This is a genomic window from Variovorax sp. 01T432 (genome assembly GCF_056398605.1).
The window spans coordinates 1-16,720 of sequence record NZ_JBFTPS010000029.1 but is presented as its reverse complement, the minus strand read 5'-3'; the positions used below and the strand labels follow the sequence as shown (position 1 = coordinate 16,720).

The 16,720-nt window shown below is 67.0% G+C and carries 14 protein-coding genes; 7 read left to right on the top strand and 7 right to left on the bottom strand.

The genetic code is table 11. The features are described 5' to 3' along the window. The first annotated feature begins 3 nt into the window (after window positions 1-3). Window positions 4-921 carry an isopenicillin N synthase family dioxygenase gene (locus AC1DNF_RS21145; protein ID WP_478150582.1) on the top strand — a complete coding sequence of 306 codons (918 nt, stop codon included), beginning with the start codon at window positions 4-6 and terminating at the stop codon, window positions 919-921. 17 nt (window positions 922-938) lie between these two features. Here the strand turns inward: AC1DNF_RS21145 and AC1DNF_RS21140 are convergent, their stop codons facing one another. After that, entirely contained in the window at window positions 939-1,448 is a 510-nt protein-coding gene (locus AC1DNF_RS21140) for a flavin reductase family protein (RefSeq protein ID WP_478150581.1), read from the bottom strand. Window positions 1,449-1,511: 63 nt separating this feature from the next. Further along, a complete protein-coding gene (locus AC1DNF_RS21135) occupies window positions 1,512-2,741 on the bottom strand; it encodes a nucleoside recognition domain-containing protein (RefSeq protein WP_478150657.1) in 1,230 nt (409 codons plus the stop codon). Window positions 2,742-2,829: 88 nt separating this feature from the next. Here AC1DNF_RS21135 and AC1DNF_RS21130 point away from each other — a divergent pair, with 88 nt between their 5' ends. Next, window positions 2,830-4,392 carry a phospholipase D family protein gene (locus AC1DNF_RS21130; protein ID WP_478150580.1) on the top strand — a complete coding sequence of 521 codons (1,563 nt, stop codon included), beginning with the start codon at window positions 2,830-2,832 and terminating at the stop codon, window positions 4,390-4,392. 22 nt (window positions 4,393-4,414) lie between these two features. Then, window positions 4,415-5,968 carry an alkaline phosphatase D family protein gene (locus tag AC1DNF_RS21125; protein WP_478150579.1) on the top strand — a complete coding sequence of 518 codons (1,554 nt, stop codon included), beginning with the start codon at window positions 4,415-4,417 and terminating at the stop codon, window positions 5,966-5,968. A 35-nt stretch (window positions 5,969-6,003) separates the two neighbouring features. On the opposite strand, the gene AC1DNF_RS21120 is transcribed toward AC1DNF_RS21125, so the two are convergent. Further along, a complete protein-coding gene (locus AC1DNF_RS21120) occupies window positions 6,004-6,834 on the bottom strand; it encodes a metallophosphoesterase (protein WP_478150578.1) in 831 nt (276 codons plus the stop codon). A 24-nt stretch (window positions 6,835-6,858) separates the two neighbouring features. Between AC1DNF_RS21120 and AC1DNF_RS21115 the strand changes: the two genes are divergently transcribed. Beyond that, window positions 6,859-7,125 carry a hypothetical protein gene (locus AC1DNF_RS21115; protein WP_478150577.1) on the top strand — a complete coding sequence of 89 codons (267 nt, stop codon included), beginning with the start codon at window positions 6,859-6,861 and terminating at the stop codon, window positions 7,123-7,125. A 2-nt stretch (window positions 7,126-7,127) separates the two neighbouring features. Here AC1DNF_RS21115 and AC1DNF_RS21110 read toward each other — a convergent pair whose 3' ends face one another. Further along, window positions 7,128-8,093, bottom strand: a complete 966-nt coding sequence (locus AC1DNF_RS21110; protein WP_478150576.1) for a LysR family transcriptional regulator — start codon at window positions 8,091-8,093, stop codon at window positions 7,128-7,130. 108 nt (window positions 8,094-8,201) lie between these two features. On the opposite strand from AC1DNF_RS21110, the gene AC1DNF_RS21105 reads away from it, so the two are divergent. Continuing rightward, complete coding sequence (locus tag AC1DNF_RS21105) at window positions 8,202-8,696, top strand: hypothetical protein (protein ID WP_478150575.1); 495 nt, start codon at window positions 8,202-8,204, stop codon at window positions 8,694-8,696. 87 nt (window positions 8,697-8,783) lie between these two features. Here the strand turns inward: AC1DNF_RS21105 and AC1DNF_RS21100 are convergent, their stop codons facing one another. The 3 genes from AC1DNF_RS21100 to AC1DNF_RS21090 all read right to left on the bottom strand — a co-directional run bounded on the left by AC1DNF_RS21100 (window position 8,784) and on the right by AC1DNF_RS21090 (window position 12,254). After that, window positions 8,784-10,631, bottom strand: coding sequence for a phosphoenolpyruvate carboxykinase (GTP) (locus AC1DNF_RS21100; RefSeq protein WP_478150574.1), 1,848 nt, complete (start codon window positions 10,629-10,631; stop codon window positions 8,784-8,786). A 181-nt stretch (window positions 10,632-10,812) separates the two neighbouring features. Further along, entirely contained in the window at window positions 10,813-10,965 is a 153-nt protein-coding gene (locus AC1DNF_RS21095; RefSeq protein ID WP_478150573.1) for a hypothetical protein, read from the bottom strand. A gap of 89 nt (window positions 10,966-11,054) precedes the next feature. Next, entirely contained in the window at window positions 11,055-12,254 is a 1,200-nt protein-coding gene (locus AC1DNF_RS21090; protein WP_478150572.1) for a threonine ammonia-lyase, read from the bottom strand. Window positions 12,255-12,374: 120 nt separating this feature from the next. On the opposite strand from AC1DNF_RS21090, the gene AC1DNF_RS21085 reads away from it, so the two are divergent. Both AC1DNF_RS21085 and AC1DNF_RS21080 read left to right on the top strand, forming a co-directional pair. Further along, window positions 12,375-14,696 (top strand): ATP-binding protein, encoded by a 2,322-nt coding sequence (locus AC1DNF_RS21085; RefSeq protein ID WP_478150571.1) that lies wholly within the window; start codon window positions 12,375-12,377, stop codon window positions 14,694-14,696. Window positions 14,697-14,751: 55 nt separating this feature from the next. Further along, window positions 14,752-16,314, top strand: coding sequence for a S41 family peptidase (locus AC1DNF_RS21080; RefSeq protein WP_478150570.1), 1,563 nt, complete (start codon window positions 14,752-14,754; stop codon window positions 16,312-16,314). Window positions 16,315-16,720 lie beyond the last annotated feature (406 nt).

The window sequence follows — 16,720 nt, the reverse complement described above, 5'->3', positions numbered from 1 at the left end:
CTCATGAACGACATACCCAGCATCGATGTGTCCGCACTGATCTCCGGCGATGCCACGGCGCGGCGCGCCGTCGCGCATCAGGTCGGCGCCGCGTGCCGCGAGGTCGGCTTCTTCGTGATCAGCGGCCACGGGGTACCTGTGGATCTGGTCGACGCGGCCTTCTCGGCGAGTGCACGCTTCTTCGCGCAACCCGTCCCGGCCAAGCGCGACATGGCCATCGAGCGGCTCGGCAGCAACCGCGGCTATGTCGGACTCGGCGTCGAGGCGCTTGACGAAAAGACGGGGGCAGACCACAAGGAGGCGCTGAATTTCATCTGGACCGATGGTCGGACGCGGCCCGACAACGTCTGGCCGGCGCTCCCCGGATTTCGCGACACGGTCCAGCGCTACTTCGACGCCGTGCTGGCGGTGGGCCGCAGCCTTCACACGGCCTTCGCGCTGGACCTCGGCCTGCCTTCCGATTTCTTCGAGGACAAGATCGATCGTCCCTTGGCGACGCTGCGCCTGTTGCACTACCCCGCGCCGGACCCGGCCCTGCCCGCGGAACCGATCGGTGCCGGCGCGCACACCGACTACGGCAACGTCACGTTGCTGGCGACAGACGGCGTCGCCGGGCTTCAGGTGCGGCGCCGCGACGGCGCCTGGGTCGACGTGCCCGCGACGCCGGGCGCCTTCATCTGCAACATCGGTGATTGCCTGATGCGCTGGACCCATGACATCTACGTCTCGACGCCGCATCGCGTGTTGAAGCCGGCAGCACAGCGCTACTCGATCGCGTTCTTCCTCGACCCGAATCCCGACGCGATCGTGAGCGCCATCGCGTCCTGCGTGCCCGCCGGCCAATCGCCGCGCTACGCGCCGATCACGGCCCATGACTATCTTCAGCAGCGATTCGCGTCGACCTACGCGCGCCCGAGCTGAGGGGTGGCCGCCGCGCGTCAGAGCGGATGCTCGGTGTAGAAGCGCCCACCGTGGAACAGCAGCGGCGAGGCTCCCGGCGTGTGCCCGCAGCGCTCGACCTCGCCGACGAAGATCACATGGTCGCCTTCGTCGTAGCGGCTGCGGTTGAAGCACTCGAAGCTGGCGGCCGCGCCGACCAGCACGGGTGCGCCGCCGAGGCCTTCGGTGAATTCGACGTCGGCCCAGCGGTCGACGTCCTTGGCCGCGAAGCGCTCGGCGAGCTTCTTCTGGCTCGCCGAGAGGATGTTGATGGCGTAGTGCGATCCGGTGCTGAGCGCGACCATCGAGGCCGCTCCACGCGCCAGGCTCCACAGCACCAGCGGCGGGTCGAGCGACGCCGAGTTGAAGGAGTTCGCCGTGAGACCGACCAGCGTCCCGTCCGCCGCGCGGGTCGTGACAATGGTGACGCCGGTGGCGAACATGCCGAGAGCGTCGCGGAATTCGTCACTCGAGAAAGTGGGCGGTTGTGCCTGGGCGGGAGCGGTCACGGGAAAGCGGGGAAGTGAGGGCCTATTCTGGCCGATTGGCCGGGAGGGCGCTGAGGGGGCGCTCTAGCCGAAGAACCAATACCCTACGCCGATTGCCGCGAGAACGCCCGCGAGTTCCGCCATCAGTGCACAGGCCACCGCGTGCCGGGCGCGCTGGATGCCGACCGCCCCGAAGTAGACCGCGAGCACGTAGAAGGTGGTCTCGGTGCTGCCCTGGATGGTGGCGGCGACCAGCGCGGGGAAGCTGTCCACGCCCTGGGTCTTCATCGTCTCGATCAGCATCGCCCGTGCGGCGCTGCCCGAGAAGGGCTTGACCAGTGCCGTGGGCAGCGCATCGACGAAGCGCGTATCCCATCCGGTAAGGCCAACGCCCCAGCGGATGGCGCCGAGGACCATGTCGAGCGCACCCGAGGCGCGCAGCACGCCCACCGCGCAGAGCATCGCGACGAGGTAGGGCAGCAGGTTCTTCGCCACGTCGAAACCCTCCTTTGCGCCCTCGATGAAGCATTCGTAGACCCTGACGCGGCGAATCGCGCCCGCCACCAGGAAGCCGGTGATCAATCCGAAGAGCGTGAGGTTGCCCAGCAGCGACGAGAGAGAGGCGAGGGCCACGGCCGACAGGGTCGAGAGCAGCGCCATGAAGCCGCCGAGCAGCAGCGCACCGGGGATGAGATAGGCCAGCACCACCGGGTCCCAGAGCCTCAGGCGCTGCATGAAGGCCACGGAGAGCAGGCCGACGAACGTCGAGGCGCTGGTCGCGAGCAGGATCGGCAGGAACACCAGCGTCGGATCGGCCGCGCCCTGCTGCGCGCGGTACATGAAGATCGTGACCGGCAGCAGCGTCAGCGAGGACGCATTGAGCACCAGGAACAGGATCTGCGCATTGCTGGCGGTGCTGGTGTTCGGATTGAGCGTCTGAAGTTCGCGCATCGCCTTGAGGCCGATGGGCGTCGCCGCGTTGTCAAGACCCAGTGCGTTGGCCGCGAAATTCAGCGTGATGAGGCCGAGCGCCGGGTGGCCGGCGGGCACCCCGGGCATGAGGTGGCGAAAGAGAGGGCCGAGCATCCGCGCGAGCCGCTCGACCATGCCGGCGGCCTCGGCGATGCGCAGGAAGCCGAGCCACAGCGTGAGCGTGCCGAACAGCAGCACCATGACCTCGACGGAGAGGCGCGCCATCGCGAACAGGCTCTCGACGAGCATGGCGAACACGGTCGCGTCGCCGCCGATGAGCCAACGGCCCAGCGCGGCTGCCGCAGCCACCAGAAAGAAACCAAGCCACAAGCCGTTGAGCACGCGTATCCCTTGCTGCCAATGCGCGCCGATCATAGGGGTCTGCACAGCGGCCAGGCGGGGAGGTACATTTCGGCACATGGGGCCGCTGGTGAAAACTCGGGTCTTGCTGGCGCTTTGCGCCTGTGTGCTGCTCGGCGGCTGCGCGAGGCTGCCGCCGCCGGCGCCGTCGGTGCCCACGCAGGCGATCACCGATGTCGCCCAGACGCGCCTGGCGCGTATCGCCGGCGCGGGCGCGCCGGCCGGCCAGCCCGGTCTTTCCGGCTTCCGCCTGCTGCCCGAGGCGCCGTTCGCCTTCGACGCGCGCATCGCACTGGCGCGCGCCTCGGAGAAGTCGCTCGACGTGCAGTACTACCTGATACGGAACGACGACGCCGGCCTGCTCTTCCTGCGCGAGTTGCGCGATGCGGCCGCGCGTGGCGTGCGCGTGCGCCTGCTGGTCGACGACCTCTACACCGCTGGCGAGGACGAGCTCTTCTCTGCGCTTGCCGCGCACCCGAATGTCGAGGTCCGGCTGTTCAACCCGCTGCCTTCGCGCGCGAACTCGCTCGCGGCCCGCATGCTGCTGTCGCTGTACGAATTCCGCCGGATCAACCATCGCATGCACAACAAGCTGGTGGTGGCCGACAACAGCTTCGCCATCTCGGGCGGCCGCAACATCGCCAACGAATATTTCATGCGTGACTCCGCCGCGAACTTCATCGACGTGGACGTGCTGTCGAGCGGCCCGATCGTGCGCGAGATGTCCGCCGCCTTCGACCGCTACTGGAACAGCGAGCAGGTGCGCCCGGTCGCCGACGTCGTCGCGCCTGCCATGTCCCCTGAGGCCGCGCGTCGCCGCTTCGACGAACTCGTCCGCGGCGCCGATCCCGAGGTGTCTCCGCGGCCCAGGGACGTGCTGGAGCGAACGGCCGTCGGGCGGCAGATCGAGTCAGGCGCCGTCGACATGAACTGGGCCGGGGCGCATCTCTTCTTCGACGATCCGGCCAAGCTGATGCGCAAGAGCGGCGAAGACGCCTATCGCGGCAGCGTGAGCGAAGGGGCGCTCAACACGTTGAACTCGGCGCATCAGGGGGTGATGATCGTCTCCCCGTATTTCATCCCGGGCGCGCGCGGCATGGCGATGCTGAAGGCGGCGAGATCGAAGGGCGGGAACATCACCGTCGTCACCAATTCGCTGGGCGCCACCGACGAGCCGCTGGTCTACGCCGGCTACGCCCGCTACCGCGCCGAGATGCTCAAGATCGGCGTGACGATTCGGGAGGTTGCCCCGGGGCTCAGCGACAGGTCCGGGCACTTCGGCGAGTTCGGCCGATCGGTCAGCCGCCTGCATGCCAAGCTCGCGGTGATCGACGACAGGCGCCTCTTCATCGGCTCGATGAATCTCGACTACCGCTCTGCCGCCGTCAACACCGAAATGGGCCTGGTCATCGACAGCCCGGAGATCGTCGCCGACTTCATGCGGCTCATCACCTGGGGCCGATCCAACCTCGCCTATCGCCTTCGTCTGGCGCCTGACGGCGAGCGGGTCCAATGGCTGGAATACAGCGAGTCCGGCGAGGACATCGTGCACGACGACGAGCCCGGCGGCTACCTCTGGCTTCGCTTCAAGAACTGGCTGCTGTCGCCGCTGGTGGAGGAGCAATTGCTCTAGCGGCTGTCCGACAATCGGGACGATGAATCTTCACCGCCGAGACCTCCATCGCGCCGCGCTCTGGCTCGCGCTCGACGGCTGGGCTGCGCCGATGCTCGGCTGCGCCCATGCCGCTGCGCGCTGGACTTCGAACCCCTTCACCCTGGGCGTGGCGAGCGGCCAGCCGCGCCCGGACAGCGTGGTGCTGTGGACGCGCCTGGCACCGGCTGCCGAAGACGAGGCGACCCGCGACGCCCGCCCCGCCTGCGTGGTGCGATATGAGATCTACGGCGACGCCGGACTGCGCACCCGCGTGGCGCAGGGCGAGGTGACCACAGACGCGTCGCGGGCCTTCAGCGTGCACGTGCACGCACAGGGGCTGGAGCCGCAACGCGACTATTGGTACCGCTTCACCTGCGGCGATGCCGTCAGCCCGGTCGGCCATGCGCGCACCGCGCCCGCGCCCGACGCGCAGGTACGGCGCCTGCGATTCGCGCTGGCATCGTGCCAGCACTATGAACAGGGCTTCTACGCGGCACACCGTGAGATCGCCGCGCGCGATCTGGACTTCGTGCTCTTCGTCGGCGACTACATCTACGAGGGCAGCAGCAACGCCCATGCCGTGCGCAAGCACGGCAGCCCGGTGCCGCGTACGCTGGACGGCTACCGCGAGCGCCATGCGCTCTACAAGCGCGACCTCGATCTGCAGGCTGCGCACACCGCGCATCCCTGGATATTGACCTGGGATGACCACGAGGTGGTCAACGACTATGCGGACGACCAGGACCCGGCCCATACCGATCCGGCCACCTTCCTGCGCCGCCGCGCCGCGGCCTACCGCGCCTACTTCGAGCACATGCCGCTCACCGTGCCGCCGCAAGGGTCATCGATGCGCATCCATGACCGGCATGCCTGGGGCCGCCTGGCCGAACTCTGGACGCTGGATTGCCGCCAGTACCGCAGCCATCACGCCTGCCCCGATTCCGGGCGCGTCGGCGGCGGAGGCCGCACGGTCACGGGTTGCGCCGAACTCGGCGACCCGCGCCGGACGATGCTCGGCGCCGAGCAGGAGCAGTGGCTCGCGCGGGGCCTGGCCGGCTCGCGCCGGCAATGGAATCTGCTGGGCCAGTCGACCCAGGTCAGTTCGAGCGCCTTCAACACGCCTGAGGGTCGGTCGGTCTGGACCGATGGCTGGGACGGCTATCCGGAGGCACGCCGCCGCATGCTGCAGGGCGCGAGCGACGCCGGCGTGAGCAACCTGGTGCTGCTCGGCGGCGATGTGCATCGCCATGTGGCGGCGGATCTGCGCGTCGTGCCGAACGATCCGGCTTCGCCGGTGATCGCCAGCGAGATCGTCGGCGGCTCGATCACCTCTCGCGGCGCGGACCTGGCCTCGATGGAGCGCATGCGGCGCGACAACCCCGACGTCATGCACGCGCGGGGCGACCAACGCGGGCATGCGCTCATCGAGGTCACGCCCGAGGCGATGCGATGCGAGTTCCGCGCGACCGCGCACCCAGTGGTCGCTGATGCGGCTTTCGAGACGCAGGCGCGCTTCGTTGTCGAGGCAGGCCGCGCCGGCGTGAGGGCGGCTTGACGGGCACCCGAAGCGCTGCTTCGGGTGCATGAGGCTCAGCCTTTGCCGCGCGCCGAACGCGGCGGCGCGTCGATCAGCAGCTCGGGCCTGAAACCTTCCTGCTCTCCTTTGCCCACGTATCCCAGCGGATTGGCGACGACACGGCAACCGTCCTTCACGTAGTCGAAGGCGTGATGAAGGTGGCCGTGCAGCCAAAGGTCCGCTGCCGGCAAGAGCTCGTCCAGCGAATTGCAGAAGCCGGCCGTGCCCGGTGTCAGGCCGTAGCGCGGATCGGCGCTCGCCAGCGTCGGCGCAAAGTGCGTGACGACGACTGTCGGGCCTTCGAAGCTTTCGGCCAGAGCTTGGCGCAGCCATGCCTGGCACGTCAGTGAGTGCTCTCTCAACTCCTCGGCGAGAAAGAGCTTTCCGGCCCGCATCGTGGCGGCCTTCTGCAAGTAGAAGTTGGCGGCGCGCATGGCCTTGCCCCGCTTCTTGAGGGCGTCTGCCAGGTTGTCGGTCGGCTCGACCAAGGCATCGAAGTCGGCCCAGAGCGTGGTGCCGACGAAGCGCACGCTGTCGATGACCAGCGTTTCCCGCTCCAGCCATTGAATGTCCAGCGCATCGCAGGTCTCGCGCAGGCGCGCGTGGACATCGTCGAAATCGGCGTTGTCGTATTCGTGATTGCCCGGGACATAGAGCACGCGCGCGGGCCAGCCGTGCCGCGGTGAAAAGCGGCTCAGGCCGAAATCGGGCTCCACGATGCGCGAACCTTGTTGGTAGGAGCCGATGTCGCCCGCGAGGACCAGGAGGTCAGCGCCGGGTGCGGGCCGGATCTGGAGGCGCGGGTGCACCTCAATATGGAGATCCGAGAGCAGCTGAAGCTTCATGAATGCAGTCCAGGTGTGTATGTCATGCAAAAAACGCATGATGTGGGGCTGGATGTATTGGGGAAAACCCTTAATCTAGTCTCATCAATACCAGCGCGGGAATGGCCGCGCAACATCATGCTCAGCTTCATTTCTCATTGGGTCCGTTTCTTCCGCCCGACCCTCGTGGCGACGCCTTCGAGCCCCGCCGCGGCCCTGATGGAAAGCGCCGATCGCAGCGCCGGCGTCGACGCCCATCATGCCCAGGAATTGCGCGCTGCCGCCAGCGCCTGGCTCAGCGTGGTGCGCTGAGCTCATCGCGCGTTCTGATCGGCGAACGCGGCGCTCGCTGATCGCAGCAGCGCCTGACGCAGCCATTCATGGGCATGGCTGTGGTGTGCCCGGCGATGCCAGACGGCGTCCACATGGACCAAGGGCTGGTCGAAGGGCAGCTCGCGTTGCACGAGTTGCTCGCCGAAGCCGGTCACGCTGATGAAATGTCGCGGCAGCACGGTCAGCAGGTCTGAGTTTGCGACCGTGCGCCCGGCGGTGAAGAACTGGTTCACCGTGATGAGGATTCGCCGCTCCCGCCCCATGGCGCCGAGGGTCTGGTCGATGAAGCCATAGGGCCGGCCGGAAAAGCTGACCAGCAGATGGTGGGCGGCGCAGAAGCTGTCCAGCGTCAGGGGCGCATCCGCCAGCGGATGCCCGCGCCGCATCACGCAGACGTACTGGCCGGCATAGAGCCGCTGCGTCTCGAAGGGCACGCCACTGCCCGACTGTCCCTGTGCCGCAAGGCTGGCGATCAGTGCCGGGAAATAACCGATCGCCATGTCGACTTCCTCGTTCTCCAGCATGCGCCGCGGGTCCCGCGTGGTCAGCGGCAGGATGCGCAGCGAGACCGCCGGCGCCTCCCTTTCCACGATCCGCACCAGGCCGGGAATGAGTTCGGCGGCGGTCGAGTCGGCCATGGCGAGCAGGAAGGTCGTGTCCGCGACCCCGGCATCGAATTCACCAGGCGCCAGGGTGTGCTGCAACTGCCGCAGTGCGTCGCGTACCGTGGGCCACAGAGCAAGGCCACGCGGCGTCGGTTCGACGCCGGCGCCCGAGCGGCGCACGAGTTCGTCGCCGAGCACCTCGCGCAAGCGGCGCAGCGCGTTGCTCACGGCGGGTTGCGTGATCGAGAGGTTCTTCGCGGCGCGCGTCAGATTGCGCTCTGCCATCACCTCGTCGAAGACGCGAAGCAGGTTCAGATCCAGTGTGCGGAAGTTGACGTCCATCATTGTGATGAATGATAAACATCAAGAAGATAAAGTAGCAAAGCACTAGGGTAACCCCTAATATCACCGCATCGGCTACCGCTACTCGTTCTTTTGGAGGAACGCATCATGACCAGTTTCGTACACGTTGACCAACCTACCAGCCATCCCGGCGTGACACGGGCTCAGGCTTTCGCAGAGCGCGTTCGCGCAGCCCGCAAGGCCGTGGACGGTGCCCGCGGCTTGGCAGCACTGCTGCTCGCTGCGATCGTCTCGTCCCTGCTGGTCGTCGCCGACAAGCTCATGTCGGCATTGAACGAAGAAGGGGGCCTTGTCGTCGCCTGGGTCGTGCTCTGGGCTGTGGCCTTTGTTTCGCTGGCATTCTTCGCCGAGAGCGCTCGCAGCTTTGCGGCCCGCGCCGTCGCTGCCGCCCGCGCCGCCTCGCGCCGCCATGCCGCCGCCCGCGCCGATGAGGAGTTCCTGGCCTACGCCAAGTTCGACCAGCGCATTCTTCGCGACCTGCAGGCGATTTCGACGCGCCAGGAAGCCTTCGAAGAGACCGCTGCGACTGCCCCCGCGGTTCATCAGGCGGCGCGCAGCGTCAGCCCCGCCAACTACTACTGATCGATCCCGGCGATTCGCCGGTCGGCTTGGCGCCGACATCAAAAAGCCGCCCTCGGGCGGCCTTTTGCGTTGTGGGGGCCGTCTGAATCAGGCCTCGAGGCGCTGCTCGATGACCGCCTTCGTCTCCGCCAATTCCTTGGGCAGACGATGCGCGAGCTGCTGGAACAGTTCGGTGTGCAGCTCGAGTTCCGCCTGCCACGACGCCTTGTCGGTGCGGGTGACCGTCTCGAATTGCGCAAGGCTGAACGCCAGGCCAGTCCAGTGCAGATCCTCGTAGCGCGGGCTGACGCCGAACGCGTGGTCGGCGCCTTCGGCCTTCTGCTCGATGCGGTCGATCATCCACTTCAGAACACGCATGTTCTCGCCGTAGCCGGGCCACACGAACTTGCCGTCCTCGCCCTTGCGGAACCAGTTGGTGGTGTAGATCTTCGGCAGGCGGGCGCCGGCGCTTTCCAGCTTCTTGCCCAGGTCCAGCCAGTGCTGGAAATAGTCGCTCATGTTGTAGCCCGCGAACGGAAGCATCGCGAACGGGTCGCGCCGCACCACGCCTTGCTGGCCGGCGGCGGCGGCAGTCGTCTCCGAGCCCATGGTCGCGGCCATGTAGACGCCCTCGACCCAGTTGCGCGCCTCGGTGACGAGCGGCACGGTGGTCGAGCGGCGGCCGCCGAAGATGAACGCGTCGATCGCGACACCCTTCGGGTCGTCCCAGGCGCTGTCGAGCGCCGGGTTGTTCGTCGCGGCGACAGTGAAGCGTGCGTTGGGATGCGCGGCCTTCGCGCCGGTCTCCTTGGCGATGGCCGGTGTCCAGTCCTTGCCCTGCCAGTCGATCGCGTGCGCGGGGGCCTCGCTCATGCCCTCCCACCAGACGTCGCCGTCGTCCGTCAGGGCGACATTCGTGAAGATCACGTCATGGTCGAGGCAGGCCATGCAGTTCGGGTTGGTCTGCAGATTGGTGCCGGGCGCGACACCGAAGTAGCCCGCCTCGGGATTGATCGCGTACAGCTTGCCGTCCGCGCCGGGCTTGATCCAGGCGATATCGTCGCCGATCGTGGTGACCTTCCAGCCTTCGAAACCGGCCGGCGGAATCAGCATTGCGAAGTTCGTCTTGCCGCAGGCGCTGGGGAACGCGGCCGCCACGTGGTACTTGCGGCCCTCGGGGTTCGTCACGCCGAGGATCAGCATGTGTTCCGCCAGCCAGCCTTCGTCGCGGCCCATGTTCGATGCGATGCGCAGTGCGAAGCACTTCTTGCCCAGCAGCGCATTGCCGCCGTAGCCCGAGCCGTAGCTCCAGATCTCGCGTGTCTCGGGGTAATGAACGATGTACTTGGTCTTGTTGCAGGGCCAGGCGACATCCGTCTGGCCCGGCTCCAGAGGGGCGCCCACCGTGTGCACGCAAGGCACGAAGTCGCCTTCCGCGCCGAGCACGTCGTAGACGGCCTTGCCCATGCGGGTCATGATCTTCATGTTGACCGCCACATAGGGACTGTCGGACAGTTCGATGCCGATGTGCGCGATCGGGGAGCCCAGCGGGCCCATGCTGAAGGGCACGACGTACATCGTGCGGCCCCTCATGCAGCCGTCGAACAGGGGCTGCAGCGTGGCGCGCATCTCCGCTGGTGCCATCCAGTTGTTGGTCGGCCCGGCATCGTCCTTCCTGGCGGAGCAGATGAACGTGCGGTCCTCGACACGAGCGACGTCGCTCGGATCGGAGTTCGCCAGGAAGGAGTTGGGCCGCTTGGCCGGATTGAGCCGCTTGAGGGTGCCGGCGTCGACCATCTGCTGGCAAAGGCGGCTGTATTCCTCGTCGCTGCCGTCGCACCAATGGACAGCCTCGGGCTTGCACAGTGCGGCCATGTCGGCCACCCAGGCAATCAGCTTTGCGTTCTTGACGTAAGAGGGCGCCGTTATGGCAAGGCCCTTCAGGGGTGCGTTCATCAATGTCTCCTAAGTTGCAAAAATCGTCTTTTCGAGCGGGACTCGACGCCGGTCACAGGCGAGGTCCGTTGGAAAAAACGTTTTCCGTCTCGGGAGGTGGATCGATGCGGCCCGCAGCGAGCAGGCCGACGGACCATCGGGCGGCGGCGCGGGCGGACAGCGCCACGAGCCCGACGCACCTTCAGGCCATGAAGACGGCGATGGACGCCAGAAGAAGCATCAGCACGCCGCCGACCAGCGGAAGCACCAGCGGCATGAGGTGGACGATCGACTCGACAGCGTCTTTTTCGACGAGCGCGTCGTGGCTGGGATCGGTGGAGACGGGGTGGGACATCGTGATTCCTTGGATTCGAAAAAAACTGACAAGTTAGAACCATTTTACCGATGGCCCCGCCCGTCGCGGTGTAGGAAGTTGCCCGCCCCTCAGTGTTGCTCGACGGCTTCGAATCCGGCTGCGTGAAGAGCATCCAGCACCGCCGAGAGATGTTCGCGCCCGCGGGTCTGCAGAACAAGCTCCACATCGACGTTCTGCGCCGCCAGCATCGTGAAGGCGCGCTGGTGGTGGACCTCGTCGACGTTGGCGCCCGCTTCCGCCACAGTCGCCGTGATCTGGGCCAATGAGCCCGGCACGTCGCGCGCGCTGACCCGCACGCGCGCCAGCCTTCCTGCCCTCACCATGCCCCGCTCGATGATCGCGGCCAGCAGCAGCGGGTCGATGTTTCCCCCCGAAAGCACCAGCCCGATGCGCTTTCCCCTGAAGCGGTCCGGGTGGCGTATGAGCGCGGCCAGCCCGGCGGCGCCCGCGCCCTCGACCAGTGTCTTTTCGATCTCCAGCAGCATCAGCACCGCCTGCTCGATGTCGCCTTCATCCACGAGCAGCAGGTCGTCGACCAGCGCCGAAATGATCTCGCGCGTCAGCACGCCCGGCGTCCCGACGGCGATGCCTTCCGCAATGGTGCTCTTGCCCTGCGCATGGTGCGTGCCCTGGACGGCGTTCACCATCGCCGGAAAGCGCGTGGTCTGGACGCCGATGATCTGGATGTCCGGCTTGCGCGCCCGCGCCGCGATTGCCATGCCCGCGATCAGCCCGCCGCCGCCGACGGACACCACCAGCACGTCGAGTTCGGGCATCGCGTCCAGCATCTCGAGCGCGACGGTGCCCTGCCCCGCGATGATGGCCTCATCGTCGTACGGGTGGACGAAGGTCAGGCCCTCGCGCTGCGCGAGTTCCAGCGCATGGGCGCGGGCCGCGTCGAGCGAGTCCCCGTAGAGCACCACCTCGGCCCCGAAGCCGCGCGTCCGTTCGATCTTCACGGCCGGCGTGAAGCGCGGCATCACGATCAACGCGCGCAGGCCCAGCCGCTGTGCGTGGTAGGCCACGCCTTGCGCGTGGTTGCCGGCCGACATCGCGATCACACCCCGCGTTCCTGCCTCCGCGAGATCCACCAGCTTGTTATAGGCCCCCCGTTCCTTGAACGAGGCGGTGAACTGCAGATTCTCGAATTTCAGGAAGACCTGCGCCCCCACGATCTCGGAAAGCGTGCGGGATTCCACACAGGGTGTGTCCAGAACCTGGCCCCTGAGGCGCGCGGCGGCGCGTTCGATATCGTCGATTCCAACCATCGGCGGATTGTGGAATGTATTTGCAACACAAGGGTTTTTACCGCCCCCGAGTCTTCCCCAACCCAAAACTCTGCGCTATGGTCCAGTCAGTTCGTGATGCTCCTATCTGGAGGTTGTCTGATGGTCAAGCGCTCCGGTGTCGATGTGGTGGCTGCCGCTGCGCGCGGCCACGCATTGCCGTCGCCCGGACTCAAGGAAGCACCCGTGCTCGAACTCATGTGTTCGCACTTCGTGCTCACGCTCGCGGCCAAGCAGGGCCCGCGCTTCAATGTCCGTCGCGACCTCAACGGCCTCCTGTCGCTCACCGGCCGGCACCTGGTCTGGCCGGCCCCCGTGCTGCAACGCCTGCGTGAATTCCTTGGCCGGCGCTGCGCGGGCAACGAGGTCTGGAAGGGTGTCGAGGGCTTCGACGGCCGCACGCTACTGGAACGCCATGGCGTCTGGCGCGGCCCTTACGAGGAAGGCACGCTCTTCTTCTACCTCGACGAATATGCCAAGGACCAGCCCAAGGACCTGCTCGCCGTGCTCTCGGTCACCCGCGACTGGCTGACCCATGCGCTGCGCAAGCAGTCCACCCTGGTCGAGAAGAACATCGACGCGCTCGCGGGCCTGCTGCAGCTGAACAAGGCCGAGCGCGCGCTGCTGCTCTACGGGACGCTGGCGCGCTACCAGCGCGACCTGCGCTCCCTGCTCGTCGAATTCAAGGTGAACAATGCCCCCGAGGCCTACGCCGCGATCGCCGAGGTCGCCGGCGTCAACGCCAGCGAAGTCGGCGAAGCGCTGCGCGCCGGCTCGCGGCTGGAACGCATCGGCCTCGTCGAGAACCTGATCTCCGAACACAACATCACCGATCTCGCCGACCTGATGAAGGTCAGCGAGAAGCTTCCGCCGGTGCTCATGCGCGAATACCGCGACCACAACGAACTGATGGCGGTCTTCACGCGACCCTCGGCCAAGAGCGCGCTGTCGGTGCACGATTTCTCCTTCGTCGATGACGACGCGCAGATGCTCATCACGCTGCTGCGCGCCGCCGTCTCGCGCAAGGAGCCCGGCGTCAACGTGCTGCTTTACGGCCCCCCCGGCACCGGCAAGACCGAACTCGCCAAGGTGGTCGCGCAGGCCGCCGGCCTCGAACTCTTCGAAGTCGAATACGCCGACCGCGACGGCAACTCGCTGTCGGGCCGCGACCGCTACCGCTCGCTGCAGATCGCACAGGTGTTCCTCAAGGGCAGCGCCCAGGCCGCGCTGCTGTTCGATGAAGTCGAGGACGTCTTTCCTCCGATCAGCACCGAGGCCGCCCAGATCATGGCGCGCGCGGAGCAGGTCCCGTCGCCGTCCACCGGCAGCGTCAGCGGCAAGGCCTGGGTCAACCAGATCCTCGAATCGAACGCCGTGCCGACGCTCTGGGTCACCAACCGCATCGAGCAGATCGACCCCGCGTTCCGACGCCGTTTCGCCTATCACCTCGAACTCAAGTCGCCTCCGCCCGGCGCGCGCGAGCAATTGGTGCGCAAGACGCTCCAAGGCGTCTCGGTCTCCGATGCCTTCACCGCCAAGCTCGCCGCCCGCAAGGGCCTCACCCCGGCGCAGATACGTACGGCCGTGCGCTTCGCGGAACTGGCGAGAACCGAAGGCACCTCGGTCGAGGGGCTGATCGAGCGCCAGCTGCGAAATGCCGACCTCGCCCTGGGCACCGTCGACGGCCTCGGCGCGCGGCGCAGCGTCACTTCCTATGACCTCGACATGCTCAATGTCGAGACCCGTTTCGAGATTCCCCGCATCGTCGAGGCGCTCAAGGCGCGCGGCCACGGCACCCTGTGCTTCTACGGCGCGCCCGGCACCGGCAAGACCGCGCTGGCCGAGCACATTGCCAAGGTCATCGGCAGGCCTCTCATCATCAAGCAGGCCAGCGATCTCATGAGCAAGTATGTCGGCGAGACCGAGCAGAACATGGCCGCGATGTTCAAGGAAGCCGAAGGCGAGAAGGCCGTGCTGCTGCTCGACGAGGCCGACAGCTTCCTGCAGGACCGCCGCGGCGCGCAACGCACCTACGAGGTGACCGAGGTCAACGAGATGCTGCAGGGCATGGAGCGCTTCGACGGCATCTTCGTCTGCACCACCAACCTGCTCGACCGGATCGATCAGGCCGCGCTGCGCCGCTTCACCTTCAAGATCAAGTTCATGCCGCTGACGGCAACGCAGCGCGAGCGCATGTTCATCACCGAGGCCCTGGCCGGCGACGAGCGCCTGATGACCAGCGACATCAGGCTTCGCCTCGCCAAGCTTCCCCAGCTTTGTCCGGGGGATTTCGCGGCGGTCAAGCGCCAAACGGATATCCTCGCCGTCGAATTCTCGGCCGCCGAGTTTCTCGACCAGCTCGACGCCGAGCACCGGATCAAGCCCGAAGTGCGCGAGTCCCGCGGCATGGGCTTCGTCCAATAGTACGAACGCAAGACAGTTGCGCCGGATGCCCGCGCGCTCAAGGGAGATCGTCGTCATGAAGCTTGTCTGCCGGACGGCCACGGCACGCGCAACTGTGCGCCTTGCCATGTTCGCGATCGTCGCCTCGCTGGCGGCCTGCGGAGGCGGAGGCGGGGGTGGCGGTGGAGGCGCCGCACCGAACAACGCCCCGGCGACGGCCACGGCCCTCGCGCAGTCTTCCACCTTCGCGGGCCAGTGCATCGCCCCGCGCTTCGGCGTCGACCCGGACACCGGGGCCGCCTTCCCCGACACGCAGGGATCGCTGGACACCGAAAAGAGCTGGCTGCGTTCGTGGATCGACGAGACCTATCTCTGGTTCGACGAAGTGCCGACCACCCTCGTCGCCGCGAACTACGCAACGCCCATTGCCTACTTCGACGTGCTCAAGACGCCCAAGCTCACGGCCAGTGGCCGGCCGAAGGACCGCTTCCACTTCACGCAGGACACGGCCCAATACCGCGCGCTGGCGCAAGGTGGAATCGCCTTGGGCTACGGGCTCCAGCTGGCCGTCCTGAGCCCGCAACCGCCGCGCGATGTTCGCGTGGCCTTCACCCATCCGGGCTCGCAGGCGGCGCAGGCCGCCATCCAGCGCGGCGAGAAGATCATCGGCATCGACGGCCTCGATGCCATCAACGGCACCGACGTTGCCGGGCTCAATGCCGGTCTCGCGCCCGCGCACGCGGGCGAGACGCACAGCTTCATGCTGCAGGCGCTCGACGGCAGCATCAGGACCGTGACGCTGACGGCCGGCAACATCGCCGAATCGCCCGTCCAGAACGTGAAGACGATCGCCACCGCGAGCGGGTCAGTCGGCTACATGCTCTTCAACGACCACCTCGAGACGGCAGAGTCGCAGCTGATCGCCGCCGTCAGCCAGCTCCAGGCCGCGGGCATCGCCGACCTGGTGATCGACATGCGCTACAACGGCGGCGGTTTGCTCGACGTGGCCAGCGAACTGGCCTCGATGGTCAGCGCACCGGCCGCCACGGACGGGGCGACCTTCGAGCGCCTGCAGTTCAACAGCAAGAACCCCTTCCACCTCACGGCCGCCCTGTCCACCGTGCCTTTCTACGCGACCTCGCGCGGCTTCTCCACGCCGGCGGGCCAGCCGCTGCCGAGGCTCGGCCTGTCGCGCGTCACTGTGCTCGCGGGGCCGGACACCTGCTCGGCGAGCGAGTCGGTCGTCAACGGCCTGCGGGGCGTGGGCGTCACGGTGAACCTGGTCGGCGGCACCACCTGCGGCAAGCCCTATGCCTTCTTTCCGCAGGACAACTGCGGCACCACCTATTTCGCGATCCAGATGCAGGGCGTGAACCAGCAGGGCTTCGGCGACTACGGTGACGGTTTCCCGCCCACTTGCGTGGTGGCCGACGATTTCGCACACGGGCTCGGCGACCCGGCGGAAGCGCGACTCGCGGCGGCGCTGAGCTTGCGCGACACGGGGGCCTGCCCCGTGGTGGCGACGAGCAAGACGGAGGTCACGCGGCAGAAGTCGGAGGCCGCCGGCATCGGCTACTTGCTGCGTTCGCCATCGCGTGAAAACCGCATCGTGCAGCGGCCCGGTGCGGCCTTGCACTGATCGCTGAGTCGGCAAGTGCGCGGCAAGCATCCCGCGCAAGCCTCGCCCCGTTGCGCGTCAGATTCCGTTGCAGAGGTGAAACGGATTCTGACAAGCGATGACGCGCGTGAAGAGGCTTGATGAATTCCGCCCCGGCCTTCTGGCTTCAGCCTTTCGCAGTCAGTCTGAGATCTTGGCGCGCTCGGCAATGAGGAGCGATGGATGCACGCGGGGAGTCTCCTGATTGATGTGCCGTCTTCTTGACGATTGTCTATTGAGCATCCCAAACCCGTACCCGGGCCAGGCGTTCGCGAAGAAACGACTATGCGCTACAAGGTGAACGGCAGCGCCAAGATGACCGACACGTCATTGGTGCGAGCTCACGGCGTTATCGGACGCCGTGCGGTGAGCCCGCTATTCCGCTATT

Excerpts from the sequence above, each read along its gene's own strand:
- AC1DNF_RS21115 (WP_478150577.1), top strand. The coding sequence starts at position 6,859 with ATGCAAAAAACGCATGATGTGGGGCTGGATGTATTGGGGAAAACCCTT.
- AC1DNF_RS21085 (WP_478150571.1), top strand. The coding sequence starts at position 12,375 with ATGGTCAAGCGCTCCGGTGTCGATGTGGTGGCTGCCGCTGCGCGCGGC.
- AC1DNF_RS21095 (WP_478150573.1), bottom strand. The coding sequence starts at position 10,965 with ATGTCCCACCCCGTCTCCACCGATCCCAGCCACGACGCGCTCGTCGAA.
- AC1DNF_RS21110 (WP_478150576.1), bottom strand. The coding sequence starts at position 8,093 with ATGGACGTCAACTTCCGCACACTGGATCTGAACCTGCTTCGCGTCTTC.
- AC1DNF_RS21105 (WP_478150575.1), top strand. The coding sequence starts at position 8,202 with ATGACCAGTTTCGTACACGTTGACCAACCTACCAGCCATCCCGGCGTG.
- AC1DNF_RS21090 (WP_478150572.1), bottom strand. The coding sequence starts at position 12,254 with ATGGTTGGAATCGACGATATCGAACGCGCCGCCGCGCGCCTCAGGGGC.
- AC1DNF_RS21145 (WP_478150582.1), top strand. The coding sequence starts at position 4 with ATGAACGACATACCCAGCATCGATGTGTCCGCACTGATCTCCGGCGAT.
- AC1DNF_RS21080 (WP_478150570.1), top strand. The coding sequence starts at position 14,752 with ATGAAGCTTGTCTGCCGGACGGCCACGGCACGCGCAACTGTGCGCCTT.
- AC1DNF_RS21100 (WP_478150574.1), bottom strand. The coding sequence starts at position 10,631 with ATGAACGCACCCCTGAAGGGCCTTGCCATAACGGCGCCCTCTTACGTC.
- AC1DNF_RS21120 (WP_478150578.1), bottom strand. The coding sequence starts at position 6,834 with ATGAAGCTTCAGCTGCTCTCGGATCTCCATATTGAGGTGCACCCGCGC.
- AC1DNF_RS21125 (WP_478150579.1), top strand. The coding sequence starts at position 4,415 with ATGAATCTTCACCGCCGAGACCTCCATCGCGCCGCGCTCTGGCTCGCG.